This window comes from Halomonas sp., assembly GCF_034520545.1.
Taxonomy (GTDB): domain Bacteria; phylum Pseudomonadota; class Gammaproteobacteria; order Pseudomonadales; family Halomonadaceae; genus Halomonas.
This window is the reverse complement of sequence record NZ_JAXHNN010000010.1, coordinates 675,312-689,864: the sequence shown is the minus strand read 5'-3', so window position 1 is coordinate 689,864 and position 14,553 is coordinate 675,312. Positions and strand designations below refer to the sequence as shown.

Below are 14,553 nucleotides of genomic sequence, written 5' to 3'. Positions count from 1 at the left end.
CGGGAACCTGCCGGGCTGCGGCCGGTCTCATCGCCGGCACGAGGGCAAGCCAACCGGCTTGATGGACGCCCGATAAACAGGAACACTTGTACCCTTCGTGATCCACGACCCTGACCATTCAGCGGCTCAAAGGCCCCAGGTTGACACTATGCTAGCAACGCCAGACCTTTCGCGACCCGCCGTCTGGTCGCCGCCCGCGCCTCTCTGTCCGAGGAGGGCCTGAATGGACACCCGGGAAACCGACCAGCAGCTCGTCGAGCGCGCCCAGAACGGGGATACGCGTGCCTTCGACTTGCTGGTGAAGAAGTACCAGCACAAGATCATCGGCCTGATCGGCCGCTATGTGCACGACCACGCCGAGGTGCAGGACGTGGCGCAGGAGGCCTTCATCAAGGCCTATCGGGCACTGGGCAAGTTTCGCGCCGAGAGCGCTTTTTATACCTGGATGTACCGCATCGCCATCAATACCGCGAAGAACTATCTGGTCTCGAAGGGGCGTCGTCCCCCGGGTAGTGATCTGGATATCGTCGATGCCGAGATCCTCGACCACAGCGGACGACTGGCCGATACCGAGACACCGGAGGCCGCCATGGCCCGCGACCAGCTCCAGGCGGCCATCTTCGAGGCGATCGAGGGCCTGCCCGACGACCTGAGAACCGCGATCACCCTGCGTGAGCTCGACGGCCTCTCCTATGAGGATATCGCTGCCATCATGCAGTGTCCGGTAGGGACCGTCCGCTCGCGGATCTTTCGGGCCCGGGAAGCGGTGGACCAGCACATCCGCCCGCTCGTCACCACGTCTCGCAACCAGGATCTGCAACCTTTTTGACGATTTGCTGAACTGTCCGGCATCTGTGACGTCATAAGCGGTGACCGGCCCGCGAACAAGCGGGCACCAACATGCCGACATGGCCAGGGCGACACGCGCCGATGTCGGAACAAACAGGCAGTCAAAGGACCCGGAGCGGGTCGCCTTGTCGAGTGTGAGGGTGTGAAGAATGAGTCAGAACGCACGGGAATCGCTTTCTGCCCTGATGGACAACGAAGGGGATGAGCTGGAGTTGCGTCGAGTGCTTAAGTCACTTGAGGAATCTCCGGATTCAGCCGAGACCTGGCGTCGCTACCACCTGATGCGCAGCCTGATGCGACGCGAACCCGGTGTCGATGTTGCCACCGACCTCTCGGCCGGGATCATGGCCCGCCTGCAGGACGAGCCGTTGCCCCAGAGGGTTGCCGCGGAATCGACCGGGCGTCCCGTTTCGCTGGCGCGTGGCGCCGGCATCGCGGCCGCGGTATCTCTGATGGTCATCAGTGGCGTGCAGTTCTATAACGGTAGCTTCGATTCGAATCAGGTACCCGCCGAGGTCGCCTCTCAGGCTCAGCCCGCGGGCCAGATTCAGGCAAGCCCCGTCGCCCTGGGCGGCGCCGAGATGGCTGCCTCGGGCTCCGGTAGCGGTTCTTCACTGCCGAGTCTGCCGCTTTTCCAGACACCTTCCCCTGACTCCCGGGGCGCGATGACGGTAGGGGCGGGGTTCGATTCACCGCTGTTCCTTTCTCCGCGGCAGTCGGTACGGGATGATCAGCAGCAGGCGCAGCTGCTCCAGTCGTATCTGGACCGCCATGCCGAGGGCTCGGCGTATCGCAGCGGTGACACCTGGATGCCGCTGTTGCGCGCCTCCGGTAGCGAGTCACTGGGGCAGCGCTGATGCATCAGGGTCCTCCGACCCGCGGGCTCACCGGGCTGCTGGTCATGGCCCTGCTGACCTTCTCGTTCGGTGCCGCGGCTCAATCCGACGCTGAACCAGGCCAGGCCGAGCGGTTCGACTGCCGGACTCTGGCGGAACGTGACGCTCCCGAGACGGCCCTGGAATGGCTCGAGCACAGCCTTTGGGCCAACCATTGTTACGAGTTCCAGGCACGGGCGGTACGCATCGGTGCCGATGGCGTTCGTTCCCTGGCCCTTTCCCATGATGTCGTGGAGGGTGCCGAGCGTGAGGTGGCCCGCTTCCTGGATGGTCCTCCGGTAGTCTTCGAACGGCGCGGGCGTATTGGCCGCCTGAGCTGGGCCGAAGGTGATGCGCCGGTCCCGGCCTCGCCAGCGGGTATCTCCGAACACCTCGACGGCCTCTATCGCCTCCGATTGAACGGTGAGGAGCGTCTTGCCAACCGCACCGCCATTCGCCTCGATATCGAGCCCCTGGATGATCTTCGCTACGGTCATCGCTTCTGGCTGGATACTGCCACCGCGCTTCCGCTCAAGCACATCCTGCTCGACGAGCGGGGGCGTGTTGTAGAGACCTTCCAGATCACCGAGCTGCGTCAGCCTCAGTTGCACCAGGGAGAGATCGGCCTCGATCGGCGCCGTGCCCCTCCGGAGGATCCCTGGCACACCGCCTGGCTGCCGGAGGGCTTCATCCCACAACCGGTGGAGACCCGCAGTTCTCGCCACGCCGATGATATCGGCCATCGAGTCTATAGCGACGGCCTCGCCACCCTCAGCCTGTTCGTGGAACCTGTCGAAGGAGCTGGCCAGCTGATTCCGGGCATGCACCGTCTCGGCGTCTCCCATGCGGCCGTCCGCCATCGCGAGCTCGGCGGTCGGATTCGCCAGGTGGTCGTGATGGGGGAGCTGCCGCCCGGTGTCCTGCTGCGCGTGGCCGATTCGGTGGAGTGGCTGGATAGCAGCCAGAGCGACACGCCCTGAACCTTTTGACACACAAGCGGTATTTATTAACTCGTCCTTCTCATTCCTTGTCGACGCAGGAGCCTTTCATGAAGCGCACGACTCGACACCTTTCCCTCTGGTTGCTGCTGGCCACGGCCCTGCTGGCGTGGCAAACGGCCATGGCCCGCAACCTGCCCGATTTTACCGAGCTGGTCGAGCAGGCCGCGCCGGGGGTAGTGAACATCTCCACCTCACGAATGGTGGAGCGCCAGGCATCCCCGTTCCATAACTTCGGCGGCCAGGAGGTTCCCGAGATCTTTCGGCACTTCTTCGGCGACCGTTTCCCGACACCGCCCGGCGATGGGCCGGGGCGCAAGGAGGAGCGCCAGTCGCTGGGATCGGGCTTCATCATCGATGAAGCTGGCTACATCATGACCAATGCCCATGTTGTGGAGGGGGCCGACGAGATCCTGGTGCGGCTCAATGACCGGCGCGAGCTCGAGGCCGAGCTGGTTGGGGCCGATGCCAAGACGGATGTCGCCCTGCTCAAGGTTGACGCCGACAGCCTGCCAACCCTGACCCTGGGTGATTCAGATGGCCTCCAGGTTGGCGAGTGGGTCGCGGCGATCGGTTCTCCGTTCGGTTTCGACCACTCGGTAACGGCCGGCATCGTCAGCGCCATCGATCGTACTCTGCCCCGCGATGCCTACGTCCCCTTCATCCAGACCGACGTGGCAATCAATCCGGGCAACTCCGGTGGCCCGCTGTTCAACCTGGATGGCGAGGTAGTCGGCATCAATTCGCAGATCTTTACCCGCAGCGGCGGCTTCATGGGGCTCTCCTTCGCGATCCCCATCAACGTGGCTCTGAACGTGGCCGACCAGCTGCGCGACGGCGGCCGTGTCAGCCGCGGTTGGCTGGGGGTGATGATCCAGCCGGTGTCCCGTGATCTGGCCGAGTCCTTCGGTATGGACAATACCGAGGGGGCGCTGATTGCCGACCTCGATCCAGAAGGGCCGGCAGCTCGAGGCGGGCTAAAGGCTGGCGATGTCATCCTCTCGGTGAACGGCGAGATGGTGGAGAGTTCCAGCACCCTGCCGCGCCTGATCGGACGGGTCAGCCCGGGCAGTGAGGTGGAACTGACACTGCTGCGCGACGGCGAGCGTCGCGAGGAGACCGTCACCCTGGGTGACTGGCCCGAAAGTCAGGGAAGTGTGGCGAGTCGCCAGGGCGAAGAGCCGGCCTCGGCGCGGCTGGGCGTCGCCGTGGAGCCGCTGCAGGATGCCGAACGGCGCGAGCTCGGCATCGAGGGTGGTGTTCGGGTTCGTGAGGCGGACCCGCGTGGCGCCGCCGTCAAGGCAGGCATCCGTGCCGGCGACATTCTGGTCAGCATCGACCAGAAGATGGTGGAGGGCCCCGACCAGCTTGCCGAGCTGGTGGCCGAGCTGCCTGAAGATCGTGCGATCCCGGTGCGCCTCTACCGCGATGGTCGTTCGCTCTTCGTCGCCCTGCGGCTTTCTGGCGACTGATCTCTCCGCCTCGGAAAGCTGCAGTGATTTCACGACCCGACGGCACCCCGCCGTCGGGTCGCTGTATCTGGCAGGCGCATACCGCTACAATGGCGCCAAATTCGACCAGAGCCCGCCAGCCGACCGCACCGCGATCCATTCTGTCGGTCGTGGCCCGACACTCACAAGGCAGAATCGACTCGATGTCCCAAGACGCAACCTCCGACCCCCTCAAGCACATACGCAACTTCTCGATCATCGCCCATATCGACCACGGCAAGTCGACCCTGGCCGATCGCCTGATCCAGACCTGCGGTGGGCTGACCGAGCGCGAGCTCAAGGAGCAGGTGCTCGACTCCATGGACCTCGAGCGCGAGCGTGGCATCACCATCAAGGCGCAGTCGGTGACCCTGGATTATCACGCCCAGGACGGCAATATCTATCAGTTGAACTTCATCGACACGCCCGGCCACGTGGACTTCTCCTATGAAGTATCGCGTTCGCTGTATGCCTGTGAAGGTGCGCTGCTGGTGGTCGATGCCGGCCAGGGCGTCGAGGCCCAGTCGGTGGCCAACTGCTATACGGCCATCGAGCAGGGCCTCGAGGTGCTGCCGGTTCTCAACAAGATGGACTTGCCTCAGGCCGATCCAGACAAGGTCTCCCACGAGATCGAGGAGATCATCGGCCTGGACGCCACCGATGCCTGCCAGGTCTCGGCCAAGAGCGGACTGGGCATTGACGCACTGCTCGAACGCCTGGTGCGCGATATTCCGCCTCCCAAGGGGGATCCCCAGGCGCCTCTCCAGGCGCTGATTATCGACTCCTGGTTCGACAACTATCTTGGTGTCGTCTCGCTGGTGCGGCTCTTCGACGGTACCCTGAAAAAAGGCGAGAAGATCCGCATCAAGTCCACCGGGGGTGACTGGCAGGCCAACGAAGTGGGAATCTTCACCCCGCTACGCCACGAGACCGGTATTCTGCGTGCCGGGGAGGTAGGCTTCATCGTGGCCGGCATCAAGGAAATCCATGGCGCCCCGGTAGGGGATACCATTACCCATACCAAGACGCCTGACGTCCCACGCCTGCCCGGTTTCCAGAAGGTCAAGCCACAGGTCTACGCTGGGATGTTTCCGGTCAGTGCCGACGATTACGAGGATTTTCGCGACGCCCTGGAAAAGCTGGCGCTCAACGATGCCTCGCTGGATTACGAGCCGGAGAACTCCGATGCCCTGGGCTTCGGTTTCCGGGTTGGCTTCCTTGGCACCCTGCATATGGAGATCGTCCAGGAGCGTCTCGAGCGCGAGTATGATCTGGACCTGCTCACCACGGCGCCCACCGTGGTCTATGAGTTGTTGCTCAAGAACAATGAGATCAGCTACGTTGCCAACCCCTCCAAACTGCCTGACATGGCCGATGTGGAGGAGATGCGCGAGCCTATCGTGCGTGCCAGCATCCTGGTGCCCCAGGATTTCGTCGGCAACGTCATCACCGAGTGCGAGCAGCGCCGCGGCACTCAGCTCGACATGCAGTTTCTCGGCAGCCAGATCCAGCTTACCTACGAGCTGCCGATGAGCGAGGTGGTGATGGATTTCTTCGATCGCCTGAAGTCTATCTCCAAGGGCTACGCGTCACTCGAGTACAATTTCGAGCGCTTCCAGGCGGCCAAGCTGGTGCGCCTGGACGTGCTCATCAACAGTGACCGGGTCGATGCCCTGGCGGTAATCATTCATCGTGATCATGCCCACAGTCGTGGCCGCTTGCTGGTCGAAAAGATGAAGGAATTGATCCCGCGGCAGATGTTCGACGTGGCCATTCAGGCCGCTATCGGCGGCCAGGTGGTGGCGCGCTCTACCGTCAAGGCGCTACGCAAGAACGTCACCGCCAAGTGCTATGGCGGCGATGCCAGCCGCAAGAAGAAGCTGCTCGAGAAGCAGAAGGCGGGCAAGAAACGCATGAAGCAGGTCGGTCGGGTGGAGATCCCCCAGGACGCCTTCCTTGCTGTGCTCAGGGTCAATGACTAGGAACGGATAACCGCATGGACTTCTCTCTTATGCTGGTGGTGGCAGTGGCCGTCTCCGGAGTGATCTGGCTGCTCGATCTGCTCTGGTGGCGTCCTGCCCGCCGGCAACGCCTGGCTACGGCCGAGGTCGGTACCACCGAGGGGCTCAATGAGCGAGCCCGCGAGAAGGCGCTCAAGGAGCCCTGGCCGGTGGACTACGCGCGCTCCTTCTTCCCGGTGCTGCTGGTGGTGCTGGTGCTACGCAGTTTCGTGGTCGAACCCTTCCAGATCCCGTCCGGATCGATGCGGCCGACTCTGGAGGTCGGCGACTTTATCCTGGTCAACAAGTTCGCCTATGGCCTGCGCCTGCCGGTGGTGAATACCGAGATCGTCGATCTCGACGAGCCCGAACGTGGCGATGTCATGGTGTTCCGCTTTCCCGACGAGCCTTCCGTGAACTTCATCAAACGGGTAGTGGGCCTGCCGGGCGACCGGATCCGCTACGAGGACAAGCAGCTCTACGTCAACGGCGAGGCGGTGCCCAAGCGGTTGCTCGAGGCCGGTCCCCTCAAGGCGCCCACCGAACTCTTGCTGGCCGAACAGCTGGGTGAGCTCGAGCACCGGATCTACAATAACCCTCGTGACCCCGGTCCGCAGGTGCGCGAGCTGATGGTGCCACAGGGGCACTACTTCACCCTGGGTGACAACCGCGACCACTCCAACGACAGCCGCTACTGGGGCTTCGTGCCGGAAAAGAATATCGTCGGGCGCGCCTTTGCTGTGTGGATGCACTGGGACGGCGGATTGCCGAGCTTCACCAGCATGCGCCGTATCCAGTAGCGCGCACCGCCTGCCGACACAATACTCATGTTTGCCATCGATGATTCAGGAGCTCCGTGAGCAACTCCCTCAACGTCTTCAGCCGCCGCATTGGCCATACGTTCGCCGACCCCGGTCTGCTCGAGCTGGCCATGACCCATCGCAGCTACGGTGGCCAGAACAATGAACGCCTCGAATTTCTCGGTGATTCCATCGTCAATTTCATCATTGCCGAGGCGCTCTTCCAGCGCTTTCCCCAGGCCCGGGAAGGTCAGCTGTCGCGGCTGCGTGCGCGTCTGGTCAAGGGTCCGACACTCGCCGAGCTGGCCAGGGAAATGGCCTTCGGCGACTGCCTGCGGCTGGGCTCCGGTGAGATGAAGAGCGGGGGACATCGTCGTGACTCGATCCTCGCCGATGCCGTCGAGGCGGTGCTCGGTGCGATCTATCTGGATGCCGGCATGGAAGTCGCCCGGGTCCGGGTGCTCTCCTGGTACGCCGAGCGCCTGGAAGCCATCAGCCTCGACGATACCCAGAAGGACCCCAAGACCCGCCTCCAGGAGTTCCTGCAGTCGCGTCAGGTAGCTCTGCCGCGTTACGAGGTGACCACGGTGGAGGGCGAGGCCCATGCCCAGACCTTCACCGTCGAGTGTCATGTCGAGGTGCTCGAGGCTCACACTCTGGGCATTGGCTCGAGCCGTCGCCATGCCGAGCAGCAGGCCGCCGCTCAGGCTCTGTCACGCCTCGAGCCACCCAAGTCCAAAAGCACGGGGGGTCGCTCATGACCACCACCTGCGGTTTCGTGGCCATCGTCGGTCGTCCCAATGTCGGCAAGTCGACGTTGATGAACCGGATTCTAGGCCAGAAAGTCTCGATCACCTCGCGGCGCCCTCAGACCACTCGCCATCAGGTAATGGGCATCAAGACCGAGGGCGAGGCCCAGTTCATCTATGTCGACACGCCCGGCATGCATATCATGGCCAAGGATCGCAACAAGGCGATCAACCGCTTCATGAACCAGGCTGCCGTTCAGGCGCTGCGCGACGTGGACTGCGTGGTCTTCATCATCGACCGGACCCGGTGGAGCGACGAGGACCAGGCCGTACTGCAGCGCCTGGAGCACGTGGAGGCGCCGGTGATTCTGGCCGTCAACAAGGTCGACCGTCTACAGGAAAAGGCCAGTCTGCTCCCCTGGCTGGAACAGGTCGGCGCGCGTCGCGATTTTGCCGCCATCGTGCCGATCTCTGCCAAGCACGGCACCAACGTGCCCGAGCTCGAGGCTGAGGTCGCCAAGCACCTGCCCGAAAGCGTGCACTTCTTTCCCGAGGACCAGATCACCGACAAGAGCCAGCGGTTCCTGGCCGCCGAGCTGGTGCGCGAGAAGGTGACGCGCCAGCTCGGCGACGAACTGCCCTACCAGATGACCGTGGAGATCGAGGAGTTCCGCGATGAGGGGCGTATCGTGCACATCAGCGCGCTGATTCTCGTCGAGCGGGCCGGCCAGAAGAAGATCCTGATCGGCGAGAACGGCGAGCGCATCAAGAATATCGGCCGCGAGGCGCGCCTTGATATGGAGCGGGTGCTGGGAGCCAAGGTGATGCTCAACCTGTGGGTCAAGGTCAAGCGCGGCTGGTCCGACGATGAGCGGGCGCTCAAGAGCCTGGGCTACGACCTGGATTAAATGCAACCCGAGCCGGCCTTCCTGCTGCATAAGCGGCCCTATCGCGAGACCAGTGCCCTGGTGGAGTTGCTGACACTTCACCACGGGCGCGTCCGGGCCGTGGCCCAGGGCGTCCAGCGCCCCGGGTCGCGTTCGCGGGCCCGTCTGCAGCCCTTCGCCCCGCTGCACGTCACCTGGGTCGGGGAGGGCGAGCTCAAGCGCCTGCGCTTGATGGAGGGTCACGGCAGTGCCGCCCTACTCGCTGGCGAGGGGTTGCTGTGTGGCCTCTATGCCAACGAACTGCTGACGCGGGTGCTGCCGGTGGAGCTGCCGGTCGCAGAGGTCTTTGCCTTCTACACCGCGATGCTCGAGGTGCTGCCAAGACCCGAGGGGCGTGCCGGTGCCCTGCGTCGGCTCGAAATGGCGGCGCTCGAGGCACTGGACGCCTGGCCACGCTTCACCGACCCCGAGGGGGGCGAGCTGGACCCCCAGGGACGCTATGTGCTCGATCCGGCCTCACGGGCCTTCGTGGCGGGCGAGGGCGGAATCGATGGGCGCACCCTGCGGCTGCTGGCCCGCGGTGACTGGTCCGAACCCGGGCTGGCCGGCCCCGCCAAGGCGGTCACCCGAGCGGCGCTGGCTCCACTGCTCGGCAGCCGTCCGCTGCGCTCCCGCGAGCTGATGCGACAGCTTGCCCAGCGTCGGCGGGCCGAGCTTCGCCCGGAGCTGTAAGCCATAAGCTTGAACCTGGAAGAAAAAAAGGTTCATCGCATTTTGGCGTTAACCTGTTTGACAGAGCCAGCCTGACCGGAAGCCGGTCTGTAGGCCTGGTAAGCGATAGCGCACCGGGCGTGGTGGGGCGCCACAAAGTCGCCGGATGCGCCTTCGGCTTATCCGGCCTACATGTTCCCGATCGCTTTCACGCTAGTTTGCGAAGAACCGAAAAAAACACCTCCGTAGTCGTGTTGCGGGGGTGTTTGATGTTGGCTTAGATGAGCTTATGCTGCTCCAGCTTCCAGCTTACCGAAGGAGATAACCCATGCACCCCCCGCGTATTCTGCTCGGCGTCAACATCGACCATATTGCCACCCTGCGCCAGGCCCGTGGCACCCGCTATCCGGACCCGGTCCAGGCGGCGTTGCTTGCCGAGGAGGCCGGTGCCGACGGCATCACCGTGCACCTGCGCGAGGATCGTCGCCACATTCAGGAGCGCGATGTGCGCTTGCTGGTTGATGTGCTCAACACCCGCATGAACCTGGAGATGGCAGTCACCGAGGAGATGCTCTGCCTGGCAGAGGAGCTGCGCCCGGCCCATGTCTGCCTGGTACCCGAGAAGCGCGAGGAGCTGACCACTGAAGGCGGTCTCGACGTGGCCGGGGGATTCGAGGCCATCGCTGGGGCCTGTCGTCGGCTCGCTGCGGCCGGCTGCGAGGTGTCGCTGTTCATCGACCCCGAGCCTGCCCAGATCGAGGCGGCCGCCAGGGCCGGCGCGCCGGTGATCGAATTGCATACCGGTGCCTATGCCGAGGTCATGGGCGAGGCCGCTCGCCGTGAGCATGCCCGGCTATCGGCCGCCGTCGAGATGGCCCTCGAGCTGGGGCTCACGGTCAACGCCGGTCATGGTCTGAATTATCATAATGTCGAGGCCATCGCCGCGCTGCCGGGTATCCACGAGCTCAACATCGGTCATGCGATCATTGCTCGGGCACTCTTCGTGGGTCTCAAGGAGGCCGTGGCCGAAATGAAACGACTGGTTATCGCCGGCCAGGAGGCGGGCTTCGTTGCTTCGCTCGAAGAGCACGACCACGATCACGATCACGACGAGGAGGCAGATTGCTGCCGATGATCATCGGGATCGGCACCGATATCACCCGGGTAGCCCGTTTCGAGCATGCCATGGGACGCCACGGCCAGCGCTTCGCGCTGCGTCTGCTCGGCGAATGGGAACAGCAACGCTTCCGTGACCATGGCCTGCCCGCGGCCTTCCTGGCCAAGCGGTTCGCCGCCAAGGAGGCCTTCGTCAAGGCGCTGGGTACCGGTCTGCGTCGAGGCATGCGCTGGACTGAGATCCAGGTGGTCAACGATGCGCTGGGACGTCCGTCACTGGTGCTCTCCGGCAAGGCTCTCGAAATTGCCGAGGCGGCCGGCGTCAGATCGGTTCACCTGTCACTATCCGACGAAGAGGCCCTGACCGTGGCCTTCGTGGTGCTTGAGGGCTGATTCGCCTGCCAGGCCCGCAGCTCGGCCATGGCGGCGTAAAGGTCGGACAGCAGCGGCAACACGGCGGTCATGCCGCGGGAGCGCAGGCGGGTCTCCAGGGTTTCCGCCAGCAACCCCAGGCGTGGTGTACCGCAATAGCGGCAGGCACCATTCAAGGCATGCAGGGCGTCGAGCAGGGCCTCCTCGTCGGCATGGTCGACGGCGTCACGGATGGCTCGCTCGCTGTCTTCCAGGGAGTCGGCCAGTTTCTCCAGCAGCTCCCTGGCGAGGGTCTCGCGTCCACCGGCCAGGCGGGCGCCCAGTTCCAGGTCGACCACTGCCAGTTCCTGATCCTTTTCCTCTTGCACCTCGCCCTGGGCTAACGGTTCGCTCGTCGTGGATCGCGGCGCCAGCACGACGCCCAGATGCTCTTCCAGCAGCTGGTTGAGGCGATGCGGTTGCAGCGGCTTGATCAGAACATCGTCGAGTCCAGCCTCGCGTAGATCCCGGTGCTGCTCGCCCTGTACATGGGCGGTAACGGCGATGATCGGTACTCGCTTCCAGCTACCGTCGAGCCGCCTCAGTGCCCGGGTCGTCTCTACGCCATCCATGCCGGGCATGCGGATGTCCATCAATACCAGGTCGAAGTCCCGCTCATGTGCGAGCGCCAGGGCTTCTTCTCCGCTTGCCGCCTGGATGATCGTGAGGTCGGGCCCGGCCAGCAACTCTCCCAGCAGCAACCGGTTGGACTCGGTGTCATCGACGATCAGAAGCCGAACCGGCGATGCTGCCTGCCGGCGTTGCGTGGCCGGTGGCAGGGTTCGAGGTGACCCCGTCAGATGGCGGACAACTGCATCGGCCAGGGCCGAGCGGGAAACCGGCTTGGCAAGGACTTCGCCCCCGTGTGGCAGCGGCAGGGCCGGTAGGTCGGGGGGACTGGCGTTGACCAGCAGCAGGGCAGGGCAGCCCAGGCCGTCCAGTCGGTTCCGCCATGCAGTCAGGTGCGCCTCGTCGAGGTCCCCGTTGCCCAACCCCGCCACGACCAGCGAGGCGGGGGGCGCGGTTCCGGCAGTTGACTGGGTGATGACACGGGCACCCCAGCGGGTCATCAGGTGTCGCAGGGCTCGGCGCGTGGGTGGATGGGGTTCCTCGAGCACGATGCTTTCACCGTCCAGGCTTAGCTCCGGGACGCGTTCGGTCTCCGTGCTACCCAGTAGTGGCAGGGTAAAGGAGAAGGTCGAACCATTGCCTGGCTCGCTCTCGGCGTCGATCTCCCCGCCCATCTGCTCGACCAGTTGCCGGCAGATGGCCAGCCCCAGGCCGGTGCCGCCGAATTCCCTCGGATGGCTGATGTCGGCCTGGTGGAAGGCCCGGAAGAGGCGTTGTCGGGCCTCGTCGGTCAAGCCGATGCCGGTGTCGCTGACGCTGACGCGCAGGATCACCCGGCTACCCTCGGCCTGTTCCAGCATGACGCGCACGGTAACGTCCCCCTGGTCGGTAAACTTGAGGGCGTTATTGACCAGGTTGGTGATGACCTGGCGAGTCCGCAGCGGGTCGCCCTTGAGGTCGGCCGGCACGTCATCGTAGACCAGGCCGAGCAGTTGCAGCCCCTTCTGATGGGCCAGCGGGGCCTGCAGGCCGAGTACCTCGTCGACCAGACTGACCATGTCCAGCGGCAGCGTCTCGAGCTCCACCCGGCCAGCCTCCAGCTTGGAGAAGTCCAGGACGTCGTTGACCAGCATCAGCAGGTTGTCACAGGCCCGTTGTACGTGGTCCAGCCATTCGCGTTGGCGCGGCTCCATGCGCGAACGTCCCAGTAGTCGGCAGAAGCCCACAATGCCGTTGAGGGGGGTGCGAATTTCATGGCTCATGTTGGCCAGGAACTCTGACTTGACGCGGTTGGCCTCCAGGGCCCGACGGTGGGCCAGGTCCAACTCGATATTCTGGACCTCGATGGTCTCCATGGATTCCTTCAGATCGTCGGTGGCCTGCTCGATCTGTGCCTGCATCTCCTCCCGGGCCATCTCGAGACGATCGGCCAGGTCATTGACGCATCGCGCCAATCCTGCCAGTTCCGGTGATGGGGGAATGGCCAGCCGCTCGGGAACCACCCCCAAGGCCAGGCGATCCAGAGCTCGGCCAGTATCCTCCAGTGGCTGGCTCACGCGTCGCAGGGTGACGTAGGCCGCCAGGAACAGCAGCAGTCCGGCGAGCATCAGGACCAGGCCGGCACTGGCCAGGTAGCGATAAAAGCTGAGCAGTAGTGGGGTGGTATCGACGTGCAGCACCAGCCGGGTCGCCGATGATGTGGTATCGGACAGGGGGACTTGCAGCAGCCACTGGCGATCGCGTTCCAGCAACCGAGAGGCGGCGAGGTCGCGCGGCGCCGACAGGTCTCCGGGCCGGCCATGCAGCAGCAGGGGTTCACCCCGATCATTTTGAAGGCTCAGCGCCTGAACATGCGGAAGCGCCAGCAGGCCATCGGTCAGGCGTGATAGCGCTCGGTCGTCGCCGCTCGCCAGGGCTGTGTCCAGAGCCGGTGCGATCAGCTGTGCATCCCGGGTCAGTTGATCGTGAAGTGCCGCATAGCGCTGGCGGTCCTCTAGCACCAGGGCCACGCCGACCAGCAGGGTCAACAGCAGCAGGGGCAGACCGAAGATCATCAGCATCAGTCGGGTCTTGAGGGACATCGGCAGGCTCGTCGGACTGTGAATCGGCCTCCAGTATGCCACAGGGCGGGCAGATGCCTGTCCAGTGTGCAGCCGCAGGGATATAATGCCGAAAAGGCGTTTCCATCAGGAAGGTTACATGCATTTTCCCACTCTCGAGGAGACCGTCGGCCATACGCCGCTGGTCCGTCTCAAGCGCATCACTGCCGGGCGCGGCAATACGCTGCTGGCCAAGCTGGAGGGCAACAATCCTGCGGGATCGGTTAAGGACCGTCCGGCCCTCTCCATGCTCGAGCAGGCAGAGGCCCGCGGCGAGATCGCACCCGGTGACACCCTGGTCGAGGCGACGTCCGGCAACACCGGCATCGCCCTGGCCATGGCGGCCGCCATCATGGGCTATCGCATGGTGCTGATCATGCCAGAGAGTGCCTCCGCCGAGCGCAAGCAGGCCATGGCCGCCTACGGTGCCGAGCTGATCGAGGTCAGCAAGGACGGCGGCATGGAAGAAGCCCGCGATGTGGCCGAGGCGATGATCGCCCGCCATGAGGGGAAGCCGCTGAATCAGTTCGCCAACCCGGACAATCCCCTGTCGCACTATCGCACTACTGGCCCGGAGCTCTGGGAGCAGACCGGCGGTACCATCACGCACTTCATCAGTTCCATGGGCACCACTGGCACCATCATGGGCGTGTCCCGCTACCTCAAGGAGCGCAATCCCGAGATTCAGATCATCGGCCTGCAGCCCGAAGATGGCGCCAGCATTGCCGGGATTCGCCGCTGGCCGGCGGAGTATTTGCCGAGTATCTTCGACGCTAGCCGCGTCGATCGGGTGCTGGACATCGGCCAGCAAGAGGCCGAGGAGTACATGCGTCGCCTGGCTCGAGAAGAGGGTATCCTGTCCGGCGTGTCGTCCGGCGGTGCACTCGCCGGGGCGCTGCGTATCGCCGCCGAGGTCGAGAATGCGGTGATCGTCTTCATCGTCTGTGACCGCGGCGACCGCTATCTCTCCACCGGCCTGTTCGCCCCGGAGGCCTGAA

General features: G+C 64.4%; 13 protein-coding genes. 12 read left to right on the top strand and 1 reads right to left on the bottom strand.

The genetic code is table 11. From position 1 onward, the window contains the following. The first annotated feature begins 223 nt into the window (after positions 1–223). From rpoE to acpS, 11 genes are all read left to right on the top strand, one after another. Positions 224–829 carry an RNA polymerase sigma factor RpoE gene (gene rpoE, locus U5L98_RS11875; protein WP_322558500.1) on the top strand — a complete coding sequence of 202 codons (606 nt, stop codon included), beginning with the start codon at positions 224–226 and terminating at the stop codon, positions 827–829. 169 nt (positions 830–998) lie between these two features. Beyond that, positions 999–1,706, top strand: a complete 708-nt coding sequence (locus U5L98_RS11870; RefSeq protein WP_322558499.1) for a sigma-E factor negative regulatory protein — start codon at positions 999–1,001, stop codon at positions 1,704–1,706. Next, positions 1,706–2,704, top strand: a complete 999-nt coding sequence (locus U5L98_RS11865; protein ID WP_322558498.1) for a MucB/RseB C-terminal domain-containing protein — start codon at positions 1,706–1,708, stop codon at positions 2,702–2,704. Before U5L98_RS11870 ends, U5L98_RS11865 begins: the two co-directional genes overlap by 1 nt. A gap of 68 nt (positions 2,705–2,772) precedes the next feature. Beyond that, a complete protein-coding gene (locus U5L98_RS11860; RefSeq protein WP_322558497.1) occupies positions 2,773–4,194 on the top strand; it encodes a DegQ family serine endoprotease in 1,422 nt (473 codons plus the stop codon). A gap of 182 nt (positions 4,195–4,376) precedes the next feature. Continuing rightward, positions 4,377–6,194: a translation elongation factor 4 gene (gene lepA, locus U5L98_RS11855; protein ID WP_322558496.1), complete on the top strand. Its 1,818-nt coding sequence runs from the start codon at positions 4,377–4,379 to the stop codon at positions 6,192–6,194. Positions 6,195–6,208: 14 nt separating this feature from the next. Beyond that, a complete protein-coding gene (lepB, locus tag U5L98_RS11850) occupies positions 6,209–7,012 on the top strand; it encodes a signal peptidase I (RefSeq protein ID WP_322558495.1) in 804 nt (267 codons plus the stop codon). Between the two features lie 56 nt (positions 7,013–7,068). Beyond that, positions 7,069–7,773: a ribonuclease III gene (gene rnc / locus U5L98_RS11845; protein ID WP_322558494.1), complete on the top strand. Its 705-nt coding sequence runs from the start codon at positions 7,069–7,071 to the stop codon at positions 7,771–7,773. Then, on the top strand, positions 7,770–8,669 hold the full coding sequence (era, locus tag U5L98_RS11840; RefSeq protein WP_322558493.1) for a GTPase Era: 900 nt from the start codon (positions 7,770–7,772) through the stop codon (positions 8,667–8,669). Before rnc ends, era begins: the two co-directional genes overlap by 4 nt. Beyond that, on the top strand, positions 8,670–9,380 hold the full coding sequence (gene recO, locus U5L98_RS11835; RefSeq protein WP_322558492.1) for a DNA repair protein RecO: 711 nt from the start codon (positions 8,670–8,672) through the stop codon (positions 9,378–9,380). It begins immediately after the preceding gene. Positions 9,381–9,687: 307 nt separating this feature from the next. Further along, a complete protein-coding gene (gene pdxJ, locus U5L98_RS11830; protein WP_322558491.1) occupies positions 9,688–10,494 on the top strand; it encodes a pyridoxine 5'-phosphate synthase in 807 nt (268 codons plus the stop codon). Beyond that, positions 10,491–10,868, top strand: a complete 378-nt coding sequence (acpS, locus tag U5L98_RS11825) for a holo-ACP synthase (protein WP_322558490.1) — start codon at positions 10,491–10,493, stop codon at positions 10,866–10,868. Before pdxJ ends, acpS begins: the two co-directional genes overlap by 4 nt. On the opposite strand, the gene U5L98_RS11820 is transcribed toward acpS, so the two are convergent. After that, positions 10,808–13,537: an ATP-binding protein gene (locus U5L98_RS11820; RefSeq protein WP_322558489.1), complete on the bottom strand. Its 2,730-nt coding sequence runs from the start codon at positions 13,535–13,537 to the stop codon at positions 10,808–10,810. The genes acpS and U5L98_RS11820 overlap by 61 nt on opposite strands. Before the next feature lie 118 nt (positions 13,538–13,655). On the opposite strand from U5L98_RS11820, the gene cysM reads away from it, so the two are divergent. Next, positions 13,656–14,552, top strand: coding sequence for a cysteine synthase CysM (gene cysM, locus U5L98_RS11815; RefSeq protein ID WP_322558488.1), 897 nt, complete (start codon positions 13,656–13,658; stop codon positions 14,550–14,552). Position 14,553 lies beyond the last annotated feature (1 nt).

Excerpts from the sequence above, each read along its gene's own strand:
- era (WP_322558493.1), top strand. The coding sequence starts at position 7,770 with ATGACCACCACCTGCGGTTTCGTGGCCATCGTCGGTCGTCCCAATGTC.
- cysM (WP_322558488.1), top strand. The coding sequence starts at position 13,656 with ATGCATTTTCCCACTCTCGAGGAGACCGTCGGCCATACGCCGCTGGTC.
- recO (WP_322558492.1), top strand. The coding sequence starts at position 8,670 with ATGCAACCCGAGCCGGCCTTCCTGCTGCATAAGCGGCCCTATCGCGAG.
- acpS (WP_322558490.1), top strand. The coding sequence starts at position 10,491 with ATGATCATCGGGATCGGCACCGATATCACCCGGGTAGCCCGTTTCGAG.
- lepB (WP_322558495.1), top strand. The coding sequence starts at position 6,209 with ATGGACTTCTCTCTTATGCTGGTGGTGGCAGTGGCCGTCTCCGGAGTG.
- U5L98_RS11870 (WP_322558499.1), top strand. The coding sequence starts at position 999 with ATGAGTCAGAACGCACGGGAATCGCTTTCTGCCCTGATGGACAACGAA.
- pdxJ (WP_322558491.1), top strand. The coding sequence starts at position 9,688 with ATGCACCCCCCGCGTATTCTGCTCGGCGTCAACATCGACCATATTGCC.
- rpoE (WP_322558500.1), top strand. The coding sequence starts at position 224 with ATGGACACCCGGGAAACCGACCAGCAGCTCGTCGAGCGCGCCCAGAAC.
- U5L98_RS11865 (WP_322558498.1), top strand. The coding sequence starts at position 1,706 with ATGCATCAGGGTCCTCCGACCCGCGGGCTCACCGGGCTGCTGGTCATG.
- lepA (WP_322558496.1), top strand. The coding sequence starts at position 4,377 with ATGTCCCAAGACGCAACCTCCGACCCCCTCAAGCACATACGCAACTTC.
- U5L98_RS11860 (WP_322558497.1), top strand. The coding sequence starts at position 2,773 with ATGAAGCGCACGACTCGACACCTTTCCCTCTGGTTGCTGCTGGCCACG.
- U5L98_RS11820 (WP_322558489.1), bottom strand. The coding sequence starts at position 13,537 with ATGTCCCTCAAGACCCGACTGATGCTGATGATCTTCGGTCTGCCCCTG.